Source organism: Fontimonas thermophila, from assembly GCF_900113085.1.
GTDB classification, from domain to species: domain Bacteria; phylum Pseudomonadota; class Gammaproteobacteria; order Nevskiales; family Nevskiaceae; genus Solimonas; species Solimonas thermophila.
Map to the genome: position 1 here is coordinate 1 of NZ_FOOC01000017.1, position 17082 is coordinate 17082.

Consider the following 17082-nt stretch of genomic DNA (forward strand, 5'->3'; position numbering starts at 1 on the left):
TCCGTTTGGTGGGGTGAGGACTAGCCGATTGGGGAAGTGTGTTGCGCGGCGTGCTGGGGTAGGGTGGGCATGCGCCTGGTGTGGGCGTGGCAAGAAGACGCAAGAGTGGAGGGACAAGACATGAATACGTGGTTCAAGGCGGTGCTGGTGGGTGCGGGTTTGGTGGTGGGTGTGGCCCATGCGGGTGTGGTCAACATCAACACGGCGGATGCGAAGACCCTGGCGAAAGAGCTCAAGGGTGTGGGTCCTGCGAAGGCGGAGGCGATTGTGAAGGACCGTGCGGAGCGGGGTTTGTTCAAGGCGCCGCAGGAGATCACGCGTGTGGAGGGGATAGGTCCGGCGATTTACGAGCAGAACAAGGACAACATCAAGGTCAAGGACTGAAGCAAAACGGCCTCGAGGGAGGGTTGCAGGCGAGCTTTGGCTCGCCTTCTTTTTTGAAGCGGGGATGGGTTGTTTCGGCTCTGTGATCCGGGCGATGCGGAGATCGGTCGCATCGCCCGGGCAGAGCGCAGGGCGGTGTTGTTTGAGCGTTGCCGTTTTATTGTTTCGGCTGACGTATTTGTGGCGCTTGTTTGTCTTCGCGGCGGGCATGCCGGGCGTGTGCCCATGCCGCCGGCGCTTCCTTGAGTGTCTGCGCCTGCGCGGCCGTGATCAGCTGCGCCTGCACGGCTTGATCGATGACTTTTTCGCGCGCGCTGCGCAAGGCTTGCTTCATCGTGTCACGGTCGAACCCCAGCGTCTCTGCCGTTTTACGGAGGCCTTGTTCCCTGAGCAGGGTTTCGATTTCTGCAGCCGGGCGGCCGCTGCGCGCTGCAAGCTCGGCAGCGAGTGCGTTGCCGATGGCCATGCGCTCTAGCGTGGGCATACGCATCGGACGTTCGTACTCGGGATGGCCGTCGTTTTCCGGAATGTCGCGCGCGTAGGTCGCTGCTGCGGTCAGGGTCAGGCCGGCGAGCAAGGCTGCCGTTAAGGATTTGATCGCTTTCATGTGGTGCTCCGTCGAATGGGTTTGCGAACGGGGATGGACATCCCCGGTGCCGACATCACCTTAGACCGCAAATGTGCGGAATCCGTGTGGAAATGCCGCGGATTCGGGGTAATTGGATCCGGGCGGGCGGGGATGGCGCTTAAGATACGGTCATGCGCATTTCCCTGTTCTGGAAGCTGTTTGCCGTACAGCTCATCGCCGCTGCGGTGTTGATCGGGGGAGTGTTGCTGGTGATCCGCCATCAGACCGCCGAGAGCTTTGCAGCCTATGTCGAAGCCCGTGAGCGGCAGCGGATGGAGGATGTGGCCGATCGTATCGCCGAGCGCTATGCGCAGTTCCCGGATTTGCGCAGCGCGGCGCTCGCGGTGCGGGAATTCCGCCGCCGTGCCGAGTTGCGTGCGGGGCGTATGGGCGATGGAGACGGGGATGTGTCGATGCGCCCACTGCCGTTGCGTGCGCCGCTGACCTTGTTCGATGCGCAAGGCGCATATGTCGCCGGTCCGCCGTTGCCCGAGGGGCCGGGTGAGCCGCTGCGCGTGGCGGTCCGTGTCGGTGATTCGGTGGTGGGTTACCTCGTGCGCCCGCCGTTGCCGGCCTGGGCGGCTCCAGAGGAGATTGGGTTCCGGCGGCGCCAGAGCGAAATTCTGGCGCGTATCACCGCATTGAGTCTGCCGCTGGCGGCGCTGTTCGCGCTCATGAATAGTGCGTTGATCCTGCGCCCGATCCGGCGGCTGTCCGCGGGCACTGCGGCGCTGGGCCGGCGGGAATTCGGTACGCGGATCGAGGTGCGCCGCCGGGATGAGTTGGGTCAGCTCGCGGCCGATTTCAACCGGCTCGCCGAGGCACTGGAGCGCTATGACGCGCGCCAGCGGCAGTGGCTGGCCGATATCGCGCACGAGCTACGCACGCCGGTCGCCGTGCTGCGCGGTGAGCTCGACGCGATGCTCGATGGGGTGCGCAGCGCCGATCCGGTGCGGCTGCGGTCCTTGCAGCAGGAGGTGCTCCGGCTCAATTCCTTGATCGACGATTTGCATCTGCTGTCGCTGGCCGAGTCCGGCGGTTTGCGTCTGCTGCGCGAGCGCATCGATCTGGCGACGCCGCTGCGTGAGGCGCTCGATCGTTTCGATGATCGCCTGCGTGCGGCGGGTTTCGTCGTCGAGCGTGTGTTCCCAGCGCAGCCCGTCAGGGTCTTCGCCGATGCCCAGCGCATCGGGCAAGTGCTGGGCAATCTGTTCCAGAACCTGCTGCAGCATGCGCAACCGGGCATCGTGCGTGTAGCGCTCTCGCCCATGGCTGCGGGCGGCGGTCGGATCGTCGTCGAAGATTCGGGGCCGGGTGTGCCGGCAGCGGCCTTGCCGCGACTATTCGACCGGCTCTATCGCGTCGAGGCCGCGCGTTCGCGTGGTAGTGGCGGTGCCGGCCTGGGACTGGCGATCTGCCGGTCCATTGTCGAAGCCCATGGCGGCGGCATCGAGGCGCGCGCTGGCGCGCTGGGCGGACTTTCGATCGGTTTTTGGTTGCCGGACGATGGATCGGCATGAGCGAGCGGATTCTCATCGTCGAGGACGAGACCAAGATTGCTGCGCTGCTGCGTGATTACTTCATGCACGCCGGTTACGACGTCGAGGTGCTGCACCGAGGCGACGAGGTGGCCGATGCCCTGCGCCGGCGCCCGGCCGATCTGGTCGTCCTCGACCTGCAGCTACCCGGCAAAGATGGCTTGACCGTCTGTCGCGAATTGCGGGGCACGGGAGGCGGGCCGGCGATCATGATGCTGACCGCGCGTGTCGATGAGGTGGATCGCCTGCTCGGGCTCGAGCTGGGGGCGGATGATTATGTCTGCAAGCCGTTTAGCCCGCGCGAGGTGGTTGCGCGCGCCAAGGCGATTCTGCGCCGTTTGCGGCCGCAGCTCGATGCCGGGGGGTGTTTGCGCGTGGGGCCGCTCGAGCTGGATCCCATCGCGCATGTCGCGCGTGCCGCCGGGCACGAGCTGAACCTGACCCCGATCGAGTTCGGCCTGCTGGCCGCGCTGCTCGAACAGCCACAGAGGGTCTGGTCGCGGGCGCAGCTGCTCGAGCGCGTGCGCGGGACTGACTTCCCCGGCTACGAGCGCAACATCGACGGCCACATCAAAAATCTGCGCCGCAAGCTGCGCGAGCATTTGGCCGGCTGTGATCCGATCCGCAGCGTTTACGGCGTGGGATATGGTCTCGATGCCGGCGCCCTGGGCGCTTGAATACTCTGGTGCCATGGGCCGTGGCTCGGGCATGGACGCATATCATCCACCGCCGGTCGTATGTTCAGGGACTCCCTCCAGGCGGCTCATCGCTAATAAAGGCAAAGCCGAGCCGCCATGACGATTAAAAAATATCATTGTTCTTGCCATGTCGAGTCTGAAAGACTTTATGGTTTAATCCGCCGCCGCGCCGATTGGCGCGATTCTTCCCATCCGTCCATCCCCTAACAATTCCAAGGCAGTCATGACCATGGCTAGCAAAACCCTTCCCTGTGTCCTGCTTCTTCTCGCCGCCAGTCTCACTGGCTGTGCCAGTACCCGCGACCAGAGCGCTGCGACGACGCCGGCTGGTTCCACCAGCGCAGTGGCGACCGGCCCCGCCACGGGCGCCGTCGAGCTGTCGTCGGACAGCGCCCTGCCGCCTGGCGTGCAGAACACAGTCGTTTACTTTGCTTTCGACAGCGATGAGATCAGCGCCGATGCGCAGCAAACGATCGAAGCCTGGGCGCGCTATCTGTCGGCCAATTCCGCCGTTCACGTGCGCCTGGAAGGCCATGCGGACGAGCGCGGCACGACCGAGTACAACCAGGCGTTGGGTGAGCGCCGTGCCAACGCGGTGCGTCGCGCGCTGATCAATCTCGGTGTCCCGGCCGGTCAGCTCAGCGTGGTCAGCTATGGCGAGACCCGCCCTGCGGTTCAGGGTCACGACGAGAGCGCCTGGTCGAAGAACCGTCGCGTCGAATTCGTGCGCTGAAAACGCGCTTGCCTGTGAGCCTCGGCCCCGTCATGCGCGGGGCCGAGTTTTTTGCGGGATCTGATCGGTGTGGGTTTCGTCGGGTGAGCTGAAGGTGTCTTTGTGCATGCATTCGCCACGCGTGGGCTGATGCGGCCTATTCACGAGCACTTCAGCGGCGGCGCTTGGGTTTGAGCAGGGTTCCGCTGCAGTTGGGCGCCCCGCAGCGACAGGACCAGATTTTTTTCAGGCGCGGCGTATGGGGCTCGTCGAGCGTGATGCCGTAGTCGTAGGTCAGCTCTTCGCCTGCTTCGATGACCCGGATCGTCTCGATGAAGATGCGATCCCTGCGGCGGTCGCCGCTGGGATGCTCGTACAACACGGCTTCACAGTTCGGGTCGCAGCTGTGATTGATCCAGCGCGCCATGTTGCCGCCGACATTGGCGTCGATGACATAGTCCTCGTTGAGCGTGAACAAGAACGTATGGCCGCTGTCGGCATCGCCGCCGTAGCAGCGGTCGACCTCATCGTGCGGGCGCAACATGCCGCGGTATTGGATCACGCGCAGACCTTTGGGTAGACGCCGCGCGGCAAAGACGCCGTTGCCGTGGATCGGCGAGCGGCGAAGGACGATATTGCGGGGCATACGGATCGGCTCGAAAGGAACAAAATTATGCCGCAGGCTCGGCGCCGGGTTGGGCGTGTTCAGACGGCGGTCAGCCCGCCATGACGAGACTGCGTCCGCCCATCAATCGGGGTGCGTCATGACGATAAGGAGATCCAACATGCGTTCCATCATCCGGCAGTTGTGTGTGGCCGTGGTCCTGGCGGTTCCGGCGGCGGCGATGGCCGGGCACCGCTATACCTTTCTCGAAGGGGGATATCTGAACCGTGACGAGGGCAAGATCGATGACTCGGGTCTGCGCCTCGCCGGTTCGGGCGCAGTGACGCATTCGGTCGCGCTGATCGGCGAATATGCCGACACCGGTGATTTCGAGCAGCTCAGTGCGGGCGGCATTTTTCATGCGCCGATCACCCGCGATCTCGATTGGACCGCAGGGGCGACGCTGGAATTCGCCGACACGGGCTTGAACGACGACACCGGTTGGGGTCTGCGCGGCGGGTTGCGCTGGCGCTTTGCCCAGGCTTTCGAGCTCAATCCGGAGATCCGGTATCTCGATGTCTTCGACGACGCCGGCGTGTCCTTGCGGCTTGCCGGGCTGTTTAGTTTCACGCCCGACTTCGCCATACAGGCGGCGTTGCAGGGAGGCGACGACGATCGCTTCGAGGCCGGAGTGCGGTATAGCTTTGCGCCGGCGGGTCGTCGTCGCTGAGCGGATGGGGGGTGTGCGGGTGAGGCAGTGCGCGCCCGCGCACCCGTCCGATTGTTAGAACACGCCCAGCGCAATTCCGGCGGCCAGTCCCTCGCCGAGCTCCCGCGCCTGTGCGAGCGCTTGCGGCGTGCAGGCGCCGCGATGGATCAACGGCTCGGCCACGGCGGTCCAGCCATAGCCGATGGCGATGCGTTGAATCGACCGGACCGCGCCGCTGCCGTCGGTGTCGCAACTGATGATCAGGGCATATGGCAGCCCCAAGGTCTTGCCCGCGGCCGGGTAATACGTGCGATCCATGAAATCCTTCAGCGCCCCGCTCATATAGCCGAAATTCTCCGGTGTGGCGAGCAAAAGCCCGTGTGCCCACAGTAGATCGTCGAGTCCGGCTTCAGCGGCGCGCAGCATGCGCAGCTCGACCTCGCCGGCGAGCGCGCGGATGCCCTCGGCCGCCGCTTCGGCGAGACTGCGGGTGCGTCCGGACTGGCTGTGCCAGATCAGCAGCAGGTGTTTCACGAGTCTGGATCGGCGGCAGATGTCGGTTGCAAGACCCCCTGTGCGCTACGACGGAGGCTCGACAGCATATCCGTGGGTCGTGTGTGCCGCTGTGCTCATGCGGCGGAAGGATCGAGCGCGATGTCCAATGCCTGCTCCACACGCTCGATCCAGACCAGGTGCAGATCCGCGCGCACGTCGTCCGGGATCTCCTCGAGATCGCGCTGGTTGCGTGCTGGCAGTATCACCGTGCGGATGCCGGCGCGATGCGCGGCGATGACCTTCTCCTTGATCCCGCCGACCGGCAAGACCAGGCCGCGCAGACTGATTTCGCCAGTCATGGCCACATCGTTTTTGACGGTACGCCCGGACAGCAAGGACGCAAGCGCGGTGTAGATCGCAATGCCCGCGCTGGGGCCATCCTTGGGCGTTGCGCCCGCCGGCACGTGGATATGGATGTCGGACTTGGACAGGTTGTCGCCTTCGGGCACCCCCAGGGACTGCAGGCGGGATTTCACCAGCGTCAGCGCGGCCTGTGCGCTTTCCTTCATGACCTCGCCGAGATGCCCGGTCAGGACCAGGTGACCGTTGCCCGGAACGCGGCTGGCCTCGATGAACAGGATGTCGCCGCCAACCGGTGTCCATGCAAGGCCGGTGGCCACGCCCGGCACGCTGGTACGCTGCGCGGTTTCGTTTTCGTAACGCGCCGGGCCGAGAATCGCCGTCAGATCGCCGCTGTCCACGGTGATCTGCTGCGCCGTGCCCTCGGCGATGCGCATCGCTGCGTGGCGGAACACCGCGCCGATCTGCCGTTCGAGATTGCGCACGCCCGATTCGCGTGTGTAGCTGCGCACGATCGTCACCAGCGCGGGTTCGGTGATCTGGCACTGCGCGGCGCTGAGGCCATTGGCTTCGAGCTGGCGTTTGATCAGGTAACGCCGCGCGATTTCGAGTTTCTCCGATTCCGTATAGCCGGACAGCTCGATCACTTCCATGCGGTCGAGCAAGGGTCCGGGAATCGTGTCGAGCTGGTTGGCCGTGGCGATGAACATTACGCGCGACAAGTCGAAGGGCACGGCCAGGTAGTTGTCGCGGAAACTCGCGTTCTGTTCCGGATCGAGCACTTCGAGCAGCGCCGACGAGGGGTCGCCGTGGAAGCCGCCGGCGCCGAGTTTGTCGATCTCGTCGAGCATCATCACGCAGTCGCGTTCACCGGCCCTGCGGATCGCCTGGATGATGATGCCGGGCAGGGCGCCGACATAGGTGCGCCGATGCCCGCGGATTTCAGCTTCGTCGTGGGTGCCGCCGAGCGCGACACGTGCGAATTTGCGCCCGGTGGCGCGTGCGATGCTCTGGCCGAGCGAGGTCTTGCCGACACCGGGCGGGCCGACCAGGCACAGGATCGGGCTTTTGCCATCGGGCTTGAGTTTCTGGACAGCGAGAAATTCGAGAATGCGCCGCTTGACCTTGGTCAGACCATAGTGGTCGGCATCGAGCACGGCGCGCGCGTGATGGAGATCCACCGGCTGCGCCCCGGTTTTCGACCACGGCAGCTCGATCAGCCAGTCGAGATAAGTGCGCACCATCGCGTATTCACTGCCACCGCTGGCCATCGTGCGCAGACGGTTCAGTTCCTTGCGCGCATGCTTTTCCACCTCTTCCGGCATGCCTGCCGCGGCGATGGCTTTTTCCAGTTCGGCGAGCTCGGCCTCGGTTTCGTCTTGTTCGCCCAGCTCTTTTTGGATCGCCTTGAGCTGCTCGCGTAGCATGAACTGACGCTGGCGTTGCTCCATCGCCTCACGCGTCTGCTTGCCGATATCCTGCGATAGGCGCAGCACCTCGACGCGGTGCGCCAGCATCCACTGCAGACGTTGCAGGCGCTTGAGCACGTCGATGGTTTCGAGCACTTCTTGCTTTTCGGCCGGCTTGATGTCGAGGAAACCGGCGACGAAATCGGCGAGCTGGCTGGGTGATTCCATGGCCTGCACGGTTGCGGCCAGCTCCGCTGGCGCCTCGGGAATCAGCTGCAGGCCCTCGAGCGCGCGCTGTTTGAGCGCGTGGAACTGTGCTTCCACTTCGGTGCCGGTGGCGGGAGGCTCCTCGATGCGCTCGATGCGTGCGAGCGGGAACGGATGGCCTTCGAGCAATTCGAGCACCCGAAAGCGCTGTGTACCCTGCACGACGATATGGTGTGTCCCGTCGCGCGCGGTGATGTAGCGCAGCAGGTTCGCGATCGTGCCGATCTCGTGTAGATCGGTGATCGTCGGTTCCTCGACCTCCGGATCGCGTTGCATGACGATGCCGACCGGACGCTGTGTGCGCACCGCTTCCTGTGCACCGGCAATACTGCGTGCGCGGCCGATGGTCAGCGGCGCGACGATGCCGGGGAACAGCACGAAGTTGCGCATCGGCAGCAGGATGAGCGCATCGTCCGGGACCTTGGTTGTGGTCGCGTCAGCGGCGGCAGCGCCGGCGGATGTCGGGCCGGCGGGTGGTGGCGTGCCGGCGTTTTCGGCGCTGCGGTGGTTGGGCAGAGGCAGGCGCTCGCTCATGATCGACTCCTGCTCACAGGCGCCGTAGGATGACGGTCAGGCAGCCATCGGCGAGCCGCTGCTCGGCGACGTCGAAGCGACCTGGCGGCAGCGGAATGCGGCGCTCGAAACGGCCCGCCGGAATTTCCAGTCGGCGCAGGGCAAGGCCTGCCGATTCTGCGGGTAGGCGGCGTTCCCCCGCGACGATCAAGTCGGTGCCGTCGAACAGCAACTGGATCTGCGCGGGGTGTACCCCCGGCAGGGCGACCACGATCAGGAATCCATCCTGCGCTTCGAACAGATCCATCGGCGGTTCCCAGGCCGGCGACGCTGCGCCGATCGGCTGGAAAAACGCGCGGTGCAGGCGTTCCGCGCGCTCGATGAGCGCGCAGGCTTCGGCCCACATCGAAAACGGATTTTCACTGCGATGGCTCATGGCAGGATATCTCTTGACGGGTTTCAAATGGAGCCGCCGCTGCTGCCATTCAAGGCTCGTCCTGGCGTGGCAACGGCGATCTACCCGTTTATGATGCGCCTACATCTCCGCATAGGAGCAGGACCATGATCAAGGTGGGTGATCGCATTCCCGGCGGCAAGCTTTACGAGACCCTGGAGTTCGAATCCAAGACGGGCTGCCCGCTTCCCCCCAAGGAAGTCGATGTGGAAACGGCGACCCGCGGCAAGCGCATCGTGGTGTTCGCCGTGCCCGGGGCCTATACCCCGACCTGCTCGATGCAGCATCTGCCCGGGTATTTACAGCATTTCGATGCATTCAAGGCGCGTGGCGTCGATGAAATCTGGTGTGTGGCGACCAACGATGCCTTCGTGATGGCGGCATGGGGACGCGAGCAGGGCGCGCTCGGCAAGCTGCGCATGCTCGCTGACGGCAGCGCGATCTGGACCCAGGCGATGGGTTTGGGGCTGGATCTGACCGCGCGCGGGATGGGCGTGCGGTCGCAGCGCTACTCGATGCTGATCGAGGACGGCGTGGTCAAGCGGCTCAACGTCGAGGCGCCCGGCAAATTCGAGGTCTCCAACGCCGAGACGCTCCTCGCCCAACTGGGCTGATCGCACGCTCGAAAGCGCGTACGAAAAGAGGCGAGCGCTTTATTGTCGTGTGCGCTGCAGTTCGAGCGCCGTGATCTGATCGAGGATCGCGCCGAGCTGCGCGCCAAAGGCCGATAGACGGTATTCCACGCGCGGCGGAATTTCCGCATAGCTCGTGCGTTCGAGAATCCCGTAGCGGGTCAGTTTCTTCAAGCGTTCGTTGAGCACCTTGGCGCTGATCCCCGGGATGGCTTGTTCCAGCGCGCCGGGGCGTAAGACCCCGGCGCGTACCTGCGCAAGTACGGCGAGCGACCACTTGCAGCCGATGATGTCCTCGACAATGCGATGGACGCTCGGCGTGGCGGCGGCGCGATGGATTCTGCGCGTTTTCAACGATGCAGACCGTTTGGTGTCCGAGGCACCGGAAAGTGCCTGCTGTGCGCGGGCGTTGCGCGCCGCTATCGTGGTACGGGTTTTTTCGCCGGAGTCTGCCATGAAGCGCCGTTTGACCCTCTCAGCTGCTGTGCTCGGTGTCACGACTGCCTTTGCCGGAGCGGACCAGGTGCCGTATCCGCAAGGATACCGGAACTGGGTGCATGTCAAGAGCATGGTCATTCAGGAGGGGCATCCACTGTTTGCCTCTTTCGGAGGGATCCATCACATCTACGGTAACGCCAAAGCCATCGCCGGTTACGAAGCCGGTCGTTTCGAGGACGGGGCGGTGATCGTCTTCGATCTGCTGGAAGCGCAGGCGGATGGACATGCGCTCGTCGAAGGGCCACGCAAGGTGCTGGGTGTGATGCACAAGGACGCGCGCAGATATGCCGCAACCGGAGGCTGGGGATTCGAGGGATTCGCTGGCGGTGATCCCAAGCAGCGCGTGGTCGGGGAGAATGCCAAGACCGCGTGCTTCGACTGTCACGCCAGCCAGGCAGGGCACGATTACGTCTTCAGCCGCAAGCGCGATCGATAGCGCGCGGGCGCGGCGGGCGCATGCGACAATGCGCCAGGTTCTCATCCCGCGCCTTCTCATGCCCAGCGTCCGCGCCAACGGTCTTCAGATCGAGTACGAGAGCTTTGGAGAGGCCACCCATCCCGCGATCCTGCTGATCATGGGACTCGGCGGCCAGCTGGTGATGTGGCCGGATGGATTCTGCGCGGGCCTGGCGCGCGCCGGCTATCGCGTGATCCGTTTCGACAACCGTGATGTCGGCTTGTCGACGAAACTCGATCATCTGGGCAAGCCGGCGCTGCTGCGTGCAAGTCTGGCCTATACCCTGGGGCTGCCGGTCCGCGCGCCGTATACGCTCGACGACATGGCGCTCGACACCCTGGGTCTGATGGATGCGTTGTCGATCGAATCTGCGCATGTCGTCGGAATTTCGATGGGAGGCATGATCGCGCAGCTGCTCGCCGGACGGCATCTGGCACGTGTCCGCAGCCTGACTTCGATCATGTCGAGCAGTGGCAATCCGCGCTTGCCGGGGCCGACGCTGCCGGTGCGCCTGCACATGATCCGACGGCCTGCGCGGCGCGACCGTGAGGGACTGATCGCGCACGGTATCCGTACGTGGCGGCTGATTGGCAGCCCTGGCTATCCGGATACGGAGGCCGAGCTGCGTGAGAAGGTTGCCCGCCAGATCGATCGCAACGTCCATCCCGCCGGCTTCGTGCGGCAGATGACGGCCATCATGGCATCGAAAAGCCGTGTGCCGCTGCTGCGGTGTATCCAGGTCCCGACGCTGATCATCCACGGCAAGCAGGATCCGCTGGTTCCGGTGGCAGCGGCCCATGATCTTGTGCGCCATCTGCCGCAGGCACGGCTCGAGATCATCGACGGCATGGGGCACGACCTGCCGCGCGCACTGCTGCCGCGCATCGAGGCGCTGATTCTGGAGCACGTCGGAGAGGCGGAGCGCATCGCCGGTGAGCGCGGTCTGGCACGCGAGCGCCGCGGCAGGTGCGCGGGTACGCCATCGACGGTTGTGGCCGCGCAAGAGACGCGGGTCTGAGCGATGATGCTCAGATGCCCATCGAGCTGAGCGTATGGACGATGCGCTGCAGCAACAGGGCTGCGCGTGGATGTTCGACCTCGAATTCGGCGATGGCCTCGTCGATGCCACCGACGAGTGATTCGCGTGATTCGGCTGCGGAGGGGACGTCGAGTCGAGTCTCGATGCGCCGGATCAGCGCAAGCAGGCGCTGACGTGCTTCGGCGTCCGTCGGCAGCCCTTCGAGTTCCTGACGCAGCTCGGTCAGATCCTGATGCAAGCGTTGCCGATCCATACCGCTCTCCGGTGCCCGCGACGGCTCCATTCTTGGCGACCGCACGGGTGCTGTCCATCCGGCGCGACCTCCCCGCGATACGCTGTGCACGGAGCGATTTCATATCCGATCACGGGTGGGCGTGAAACGGCCGCACGCCGTGCGCGGACCTTGCTCTCGTAAGCAGCCGACCGGTGCGTGTCAATGCGCTGCCTGGGCAAAGGCCTCGGCGAGGAAATCCCGCATCATGGCAAACGCGCGGCGCGCGATCTTGGCGTCATACATGGCCTGACCCGGCCGGTTCGCCTCGGGGTCCGTGAACGAGTGCACTGCGCCACCGAAGCGCACCAGCTGCCAGTCGGCAGCGGATGCGCGCATCTCCGCAGTGAAAGCCTCGACTTGCTCGGCGGGCACGTAGGGATCGGCATCGCCGTGCAGGGCCAGGATGCGCGTGCGGATCGGCGCGGCCGGCATCTCACCGGGCAGCGACAGATTGCCGTGGAATGAAACGACGGCGGCCAAGGCCTCGCCGGTGCGTGCCAGCTCGAGCACGGTGGCGCCGCCAAAGCAGAAGCCGATCGCCGCGACTTTCGTCGGATCGACCGGCAGCTTCGCCGTGTGTGCCTGCGCCAGTGCCGCGGCCTTGGCGGCGACGATGCGTTTACGCAACAGCGGGCGGTCGGCATAGAGCGCGCGCACGGCCTTGCTGGCTGCCTCGGCATCCGCCGGCTGCGCATCTTTCCCAAACATGTCGGCAACGAACACGACGTAATCGCGGCCGGCGATGTCCGCCGCCTGCCGGCGGTTCGCCGCGGTCGTGCCGAGCCAGTTGGGAACGAGCACCACCAGTGGACGGGCAGCGTCGATACGCTCGTCGTAATAGAAGTAGCCGCGGTGGATCTGGCCGTCGATGACGTAGTCGGCGATTTTTTCGGCAGCAAGACCGGGGGCGGCCAATGCCGGTGCTGCGGCCATGACGCCGATGCGCAGACTGCGGACGATCGACATCTGTATGCTCCGTGCAGGAAAAAGCGGTGAGTCAACCAAAATCAGTCAACCAAAAACGGCGACGGACTGCCGGCTGAGCGCACAGAGTACCCCATCAGGGTTCCAGAGCAGCGCGCTCTGCGCAAGATAGCCGTCGCCGCCGGCGGTGACCTCGGTGTCCATGCGCCAGAAGGCCTCGTGCGGGAAGCCGAAACGATGATCGACGAATTCCAGCATCCAGGTCAGCGAACTGGCCATCGCCGGCTGCGTGAGCATCGACAACCCCGGGCTCGGCACGGTGTCGGCCAAGGCGATTGCGTGGGTTTCGTCGAGTACTTGTGCCTCGCGATGACGGACGTGGATACGCGTGGTGTTCGCAGTCGCGCCGCTGAACGGCGGGCGTCCGCCGGTCCAGCGCATCACGAAGTGCTGCGTGAACGGCGGTGCGGTGCCGGCGCCGTAGGGCAGCTCTGTCTTCTCATCGGCGCGTTCGCCGCGATCCGGCTGTGCTGGCGTCAGTCGCAGTGCCGATGCGCGGCCTTGGCCAAAGATCGCGAGCACGCTGCACAGAGTCTGGCCGCGTTCGACGATGCGGGCCTGGGCGTGGATCGCGGATTGGCCGGTGCGCAGCACGTGACCTTCGATCCGCACTGGTCCGGGAGGCACCGGCGCGATGAACGTGGTCTGGACGACGCGTAGCGGCCATTGCTGCGGTATGCACTGACGCAGCGCACGCACCGCGAGCGCCGCTTGCAGGCCCCCGAAGAGCGTCCGCCCTTGCAGCCAGTCCTCACCGATCAGAGCCTGCCAGCCGCCATCTGCCGCGCGCAGGGTGGCAAGGGCTTCACTGAATAGCATCCGATTCTCCGGAAAAAGCGGCACGCGAACATGTGCCGGGCTGCGCATCATAGGAGGTTTCTGGTTTCCGACTCTCCAGGTATTGGGTGAAAACCCCGTGACAGGTCAGAAAAGATTGATATAGGGTAAGTGGATTCTTACGCGGCAAGTCGGTGACGGCGGCCGTGATCGATGGCAACGAAAGAGGGTTGGGGAATGACCAGATGGACGATCGGGCAGCGCGCGCTGCTGCTGGCGCTGTGTGTGTGCGCAGGGATCCAAGGTGCGGCGGCGCAAGAACCGGATGGCGCACCGCCGGCGCCGGAGCGCGACGAACCCATGACCATGACCGCGCCCGAGGATGCGGGTCTGGCGGTTTCAGGTGAACAGGCACAGCCAGAGGCCACGGCTGAATCGGTCGAGCCGGGTCCGGAGCCACCAACGGTCGAGGAGACGGTTGCGGTCGAGCCTTTGCGCGATGAAGCTCCCGCCGCCGCGGATCTGCCGGAAACCAAGGGTACGCGTCTGGAGACGATCGAAGTCACTGGCTCACGCATCCGCCGCAGCGATTATGAAACCGCGCAACCGGTGCTGGTGATCAGCCGCCAGGACATCGAGCGCAGCGGCCTGACCGCCATCGGCGATCTACTGCAGAATCTGCCGCAGGCCGGCGCGGCGTTGAACACCGCATTCAACAACGGTGGCGACGGTTCGGTCGAAATCGATCTGCGTAACCTTGGGTCCAACCGCGTGCTGGTGCTGGTCAATGGTCGGCGCTGGGTCGGTGGTTTGTCTCAACTGCGCACGAACTCGGTCGATCTGAACACGATTCCGATCTCGATCATCGAAAGCATCGAAGTCCTCAAGGACGGTGCGTCCGCGGTGTATGGTTCCGATGCCATCGCCGGGGTGGTCAACATCAAGACCCGCCGTGATTTCAACGGCGCCGAGCTGCGCGGCCATGCCCAGGTTTACGACGATGGCAAGGGGCTGACCCAGGCGTACAACTACTCGGCCGGCTCGTTCAATGGCACGACCGGCGTGTTCATGGACGTCAGCTATGTCACGCAGGGCGAGCTGTTTGCGGGCGACCGTGCGCTGTCCGCGCTGCCGACCTTCGGCACCGGCATATCCCGTGGGAGCGCATTCACGCCACAGGGCCGTATTCTGTTCGTGCCGACGCCGACCAACGGCAATGCCATCTCGAATTTCGACACCGGCCCGGCTGCGCTTTGCCGCGATCTTGCCGGCGGCGTGGTGGTTGGTACCGCGGGCGTGCCGGGGGAGCCGGCGCTCAATTTGCCCTTCGGCTCGCCGCTGACGCTCTGCGATCTGGCCCGCCGTCCGGATGCCGGCGCAGATCCCACCGGCAACTATGCGCGCTGGGATCAGAATATCGATGCGTACAACTTCGCGCCGATCAACTACCTGCTGACGCCCAACGAGCGCACCAGCATCTTTGCGCAGATCTCACATCAGTTTGAGAACGACATCCGCTTCACCAGCGAGGCGCTCTACAACCTGCGCAAGTCGGCACAACAGCTGGCCGAGACGCCGCTGGCCGTCGGTGACGCCTTGCCGGCGCCGTTCAACCTCGGCTACGTCGCCGCCGACAATCCCTTCAACCCGACCAACCCGCAGAGCCCGTACTACATTCCGGGCACGATGCCACAAGACATCGGCCGTGCCGATGCCGCCGCCGGCCTGATCGGTCTCGGCGCCGTGCTCCGGCGCATGGTGGAGCTGGGGCCCCGCAAGTTCCAGCAGGACGTGGATACGCTGCGCATCGGCGGCGGGTTCGATGGCCAGTGGAGTCTGGCCGGAACCCTGGTGAACTGGGAAGCCGGCGGGGCTTACTCGGAGAGCAAGCTGGCCACGACCGAGGCGGGTCTGGTGAACATGGAGCGGCTGGCACGCGCGGTCGGTCCGATCGCCAACTGCACCGGCGATGGTGTCAACCCGCCGCCGCCGTCGGCCGCGGGCTGTGTGCCGTTCGATTTCTTCGGCGGACCCGGCACGATCACGCCCGAGATGCTGGCTTACGTCGCCTATACCGCCCACGACACCGCGCGCCAGCGCCAGCGTCTGTTCTACGGCAATGCCTCGACGCGCTTCTCGGTGGGTGAATGGTTGCCGGATACGGTGGGTTTCGCCACGGGCCTTGAGCTACGTACGGAGGCGTTCGAGAGCCAGCCCGATCCGCTCAAGGTCGCTGGCACGAGCAGCACCAACGCCTCGTCGCCGACCAAGGGGAGCTACGATGCCTTCGAGGCCTATGCCGAGCTGGCGCTGCCGTTGGTCGCCAACGTCATGCTGGTGGACAGCCTCAACCTGAGCCTGGCGACGCGGTATTCCGACTACGGCGAGCTTGGCTCCAACGTCAGCTCCAAGGTCGGCGTCGAATGGCGCATGTTCGACGACTTGCTGCTGCGCAGCACTTGGTCGGAGGGGTTCCGGGCGCCATCGATCACGGAACTCTTTCTTGGCGCCGTCGTCAGCTTCCCGGAAGTCACCGATCCCTGCGCCTCCTCGGAGCGTGACGAGGACCCCAACGTCGCTGCGAACTGCGATGCCGACAACGCATCGACCACGCAGACCAACGCGCAGTTGCCGACCGTGTTCGGCGGCAACCCGAATCTGGACCCGGAGACGGCGACGTCGCTGACGGCGGGCCTGGTGTACAGCCCGGACTTCCTGCCGGACTTCAATGTCGCGGTCGACTGGTACCGCATCGAACTCGACGACTTCATCTCGTTCATCGGCACGGATCAGATCTTCGATTTGTGCTATCGGGCTGATCCGGGACAGCGTTCCCTCTGCGAGAAAGTCCAGCGCGGCCCGGACGGGCAGATTACGCGCATCGACAATACGGCGACCAACTTCTCCGCGCTCGAGGTGGAGGGGGTCGACTTCAACATCGATTGGAAGATCCAGGGGGGCTGGCTTGACCGTATCGGTACTCTCCGCTTCCTCTTTGATGGCGCCTATGTGACGCGTTACGACACCATTGTGCCGTCGGCGAGCGGCGAAGATGTGCGCACGAATCTGGCCGGCTTCGAATTCGGCGGGCAGGGGGCGATTCCGCGCTTCAAGGCCAAGGCCGAGCTGCTCTGGAACAATGGTCCGTGGCAGGCGAGCTGGAGCACGCGCTTCATCTACCATGTCGTCGAGATCTGCGACGATGGCCGTCAGGATCCCGGCGCGGCCAATGGCGGCGCCAACCCCACGCCGATTCTCTCCCTCGAGGAGTATGGTTTGTGCTCGGGGCCGGAGCATCCGCGCTACGGGCTGCTCAACAAGATCGACACGACGTTCTATCACGACGTCCAGTTCGGATACCAGATTGCGAACTGGGGAACCCAGCTGGTGTTGGGCGTGATCAACGTGCTCGATCAAGACCCGCCCAAGGTATTTACCGCCTTTGCCAGCACTTACGATCCGACGACCTACGACTTGCCGGGGAGCCGCACGCCGTACTTGCGCTTCGTCACCCGGTTCTAAAACCACCGTCACTCCCATCCGCCCGGATCGCGGGCCGTTGCTGGCCTGCGCTCCGGGCGGTTTTCATTGGCAGACGGGCAGGTGCCGCCCGTTGCGGCACGGATGCCGGCCGATCCGGTAAGCTTCAT

Annotated in this window: 18 protein-coding genes; 9 read left to right on the plus strand and 9 right to left on the minus strand. The window is 64.8% G+C overall.

The window, feature by feature from the left end:
• The first annotated feature begins 120 nt into the window (after positions 1–120).
• Positions 121–384: a ComEA family DNA-binding protein gene (locus BMZ48_RS11865; RefSeq protein WP_091533435.1), complete on the plus strand. Its 264-nt coding sequence runs from the start codon at positions 121–123 to the stop codon at positions 382–384.
• 157 nt (positions 385–541) lie between these two features.
• Here BMZ48_RS11865 and BMZ48_RS11870 read toward each other — a convergent pair whose 3' ends face one another.
• Positions 542–991: a hypothetical protein gene (locus BMZ48_RS11870; protein WP_091535575.1), complete on the minus strand. Its 450-nt coding sequence runs from the start codon at positions 989–991 to the stop codon at positions 542–544.
• A 152-nt stretch (positions 992–1143) separates the two neighbouring features.
• On the opposite strand from BMZ48_RS11870, the gene BMZ48_RS13420 reads away from it, so the two are divergent.
• The 3 genes from BMZ48_RS13420 to pal all read left to right on the plus strand — a co-directional run bounded on the left by BMZ48_RS13420 (position 1144) and on the right by pal (position 3981).
• Complete coding sequence (locus tag BMZ48_RS13420) at positions 1144–2532, plus strand: ATP-binding protein (protein WP_091535576.1); 1389 nt, start codon at positions 1144–1146, stop codon at positions 2530–2532.
• Positions 2529–3227 (plus strand): response regulator, encoded by a 699-nt coding sequence (locus BMZ48_RS11880; protein ID WP_091535577.1) that lies wholly within the window; start codon positions 2529–2531, stop codon positions 3225–3227. The genes BMZ48_RS13420 and BMZ48_RS11880 overlap by 4 nt, the downstream gene beginning before the upstream one ends.
• A 250-nt stretch (positions 3228–3477) precedes the next feature.
• Positions 3478–3981, plus strand: coding sequence for a peptidoglycan-associated lipoprotein Pal (pal, locus tag BMZ48_RS11885; RefSeq protein WP_091535629.1), 504 nt, complete (start codon positions 3478–3480; stop codon positions 3979–3981).
• A gap of 151 nt (positions 3982–4132) precedes the next feature.
• On the opposite strand, the gene BMZ48_RS11890 is transcribed toward pal, so the two are convergent.
• Positions 4133–4606, minus strand: coding sequence for an SET domain-containing protein (locus tag BMZ48_RS11890; RefSeq protein WP_091535578.1), 474 nt, complete (start codon positions 4604–4606; stop codon positions 4133–4135).
• A gap of 139 nt (positions 4607–4745) precedes the next feature.
• Between BMZ48_RS11890 and BMZ48_RS11895 the strand changes: the two genes are divergently transcribed.
• Positions 4746–5294: a hypothetical protein gene (locus BMZ48_RS11895; protein ID WP_091535579.1), complete on the plus strand. Its 549-nt coding sequence runs from the start codon at positions 4746–4748 to the stop codon at positions 5292–5294.
• 54 nt (positions 5295–5348) lie between these two features.
• Here BMZ48_RS11895 and BMZ48_RS11900 read toward each other — a convergent pair whose 3' ends face one another.
• The 3 genes from BMZ48_RS11900 to BMZ48_RS11910 form a co-directional block, all read right to left on the minus strand.
• The gene (locus BMZ48_RS11900) at positions 5349–5807 is read right to left on the minus strand and encodes a flavodoxin family protein (RefSeq protein ID WP_091535580.1); all 459 of its coding nucleotides are present in this window, start codon (positions 5805–5807) and stop codon (positions 5349–5351) included.
• A 95-nt stretch (positions 5808–5902) separates the two neighbouring features.
• On the minus strand, positions 5903–8338 hold the full coding sequence (gene lon, locus BMZ48_RS11905) for an endopeptidase La (protein WP_091535581.1): 2436 nt from the start codon (positions 8336–8338) through the stop codon (positions 5903–5905).
• Between the two features lie 13 nt (positions 8339–8351).
• Positions 8352–8753 carry an Hsp20/alpha crystallin family protein gene (locus BMZ48_RS11910; RefSeq protein ID WP_234981638.1) on the minus strand — a complete coding sequence of 134 codons (402 nt, stop codon included), beginning with the start codon at positions 8751–8753 and terminating at the stop codon, positions 8352–8354.
• A gap of 125 nt (positions 8754–8878) precedes the next feature.
• Between BMZ48_RS11910 and BMZ48_RS11915 the strand changes: the two genes are divergently transcribed.
• Positions 8879–9385 (plus strand): peroxiredoxin, encoded by a 507-nt coding sequence (locus BMZ48_RS11915; RefSeq protein WP_091535582.1) that lies wholly within the window; start codon positions 8879–8881, stop codon positions 9383–9385.
• A gap of 39 nt (positions 9386–9424) precedes the next feature.
• Here BMZ48_RS11915 and BMZ48_RS11920 read toward each other — a convergent pair whose 3' ends face one another.
• A complete protein-coding gene (locus BMZ48_RS11920) occupies positions 9425–9757 on the minus strand; it encodes a winged helix-turn-helix transcriptional regulator (RefSeq protein ID WP_200769619.1) in 333 nt (110 codons plus the stop codon).
• 100 nt (positions 9758–9857) lie between these two features.
• On the opposite strand from BMZ48_RS11920, the gene BMZ48_RS11925 reads away from it, so the two are divergent.
• Both BMZ48_RS11925 and BMZ48_RS11930 read left to right on the plus strand, forming a co-directional pair.
• A complete protein-coding gene (locus BMZ48_RS11925; protein WP_091535584.1) occupies positions 9858–10337 on the plus strand; it encodes a cytochrome P460 family protein in 480 nt (159 codons plus the stop codon).
• A gap of 58 nt (positions 10338–10395) precedes the next feature.
• Positions 10396–11376: an alpha/beta fold hydrolase gene (locus tag BMZ48_RS11930; protein ID WP_091535633.1), complete on the plus strand. Its 981-nt coding sequence runs from the start codon at positions 10396–10398 to the stop codon at positions 11374–11376.
• 10 nt (positions 11377–11386) lie between these two features.
• Here the strand turns inward: BMZ48_RS11930 and BMZ48_RS11935 are convergent, their stop codons facing one another.
• From BMZ48_RS11935 to BMZ48_RS11945, 3 genes are all read right to left on the minus strand, one after another.
• Positions 11387–11650 (minus strand): DUF4404 family protein, encoded by a 264-nt coding sequence (locus tag BMZ48_RS11935; protein ID WP_159431172.1) that lies wholly within the window; start codon positions 11648–11650, stop codon positions 11387–11389.
• Between the two features lie 180 nt (positions 11651–11830).
• Positions 11831–12637 carry a dienelactone hydrolase family protein gene (locus BMZ48_RS11940; RefSeq protein ID WP_091535588.1) on the minus strand — a complete coding sequence of 269 codons (807 nt, stop codon included), beginning with the start codon at positions 12635–12637 and terminating at the stop codon, positions 11831–11833.
• A 45-nt stretch (positions 12638–12682) separates the two neighbouring features.
• On the minus strand, positions 12683–13474 hold the full coding sequence (locus BMZ48_RS11945) for an acyl-CoA thioesterase (RefSeq protein ID WP_159431173.1): 792 nt from the start codon (positions 13472–13474) through the stop codon (positions 12683–12685).
• Between the two features lie 195 nt (positions 13475–13669).
• Between BMZ48_RS11945 and BMZ48_RS11950 the strand changes: the two genes are divergently transcribed.
• Positions 13670–16954, plus strand: a complete 3285-nt coding sequence (locus tag BMZ48_RS11950; protein ID WP_159431174.1) for a TonB-dependent receptor plug domain-containing protein — start codon at positions 13670–13672, stop codon at positions 16952–16954.
• Positions 16955–17082 lie beyond the last annotated feature (128 nt).

Coding starts and splice junctions, on each gene's coding strand:
- BMZ48_RS11865 (WP_091533435.1), top strand. CDS start 121: ATGAATACGTGGTTCAAGGCGGTGCTGGTGGGTGCGGGTTTGGTGGTG.
- BMZ48_RS11870 (WP_091535575.1), bottom strand. CDS start 991: ATGAAAGCGATCAAATCCTTAACGGCAGCCTTGCTCGCCGGCCTGACC.
- BMZ48_RS13420 (WP_091535576.1), top strand. CDS start 1,144: ATGCGCATTTCCCTGTTCTGGAAGCTGTTTGCCGTACAGCTCATCGCC.
- BMZ48_RS11880 (WP_091535577.1), top strand. CDS start 2,529: ATGAGCGAGCGGATTCTCATCGTCGAGGACGAGACCAAGATTGCTGCG.
- pal (WP_091535629.1), top strand. CDS start 3,478: ATGGCTAGCAAAACCCTTCCCTGTGTCCTGCTTCTTCTCGCCGCCAGT.
- BMZ48_RS11890 (WP_091535578.1), bottom strand. CDS start 4,606: ATGCCCCGCAATATCGTCCTTCGCCGCTCGCCGATCCACGGCAACGGC.
- BMZ48_RS11895 (WP_091535579.1), top strand. CDS start 4,746: ATGCGTTCCATCATCCGGCAGTTGTGTGTGGCCGTGGTCCTGGCGGTT.
- lon (WP_091535581.1), bottom strand. CDS start 8,338: ATGAGCGAGCGCCTGCCTCTGCCCAACCACCGCAGCGCCGAAAACGCC.
- BMZ48_RS11910 (WP_234981638.1), bottom strand. CDS start 8,753: ATGAGCCATCGCAGTGAAAATCCGTTTTCGATGTGGGCCGAAGCCTGC.
- BMZ48_RS11915 (WP_091535582.1), top strand. CDS start 8,879: ATGATCAAGGTGGGTGATCGCATTCCCGGCGGCAAGCTTTACGAGACC.
- BMZ48_RS11925 (WP_091535584.1), top strand. CDS start 9,858: ATGAAGCGCCGTTTGACCCTCTCAGCTGCTGTGCTCGGTGTCACGACT.
- BMZ48_RS11930 (WP_091535633.1), top strand. CDS start 10,396: ATGCCCAGCGTCCGCGCCAACGGTCTTCAGATCGAGTACGAGAGCTTT.
- BMZ48_RS11935 (WP_159431172.1), bottom strand. CDS start 11,650: ATGGATCGGCAACGCTTGCATCAGGATCTGACCGAGCTGCGTCAGGAA.
- BMZ48_RS11940 (WP_091535588.1), bottom strand. CDS start 12,637: ATGTCGATCGTCCGCAGTCTGCGCATCGGCGTCATGGCCGCAGCACCG.
- BMZ48_RS11945 (WP_159431173.1), bottom strand. CDS start 13,474: ATGCTATTCAGTGAAGCCCTTGCCACCCTGCGCGCGGCAGATGGCGGC.
- BMZ48_RS11950 (WP_159431174.1), top strand. CDS start 13,670: ATGACCAGATGGACGATCGGGCAGCGCGCGCTGCTGCTGGCGCTGTGT.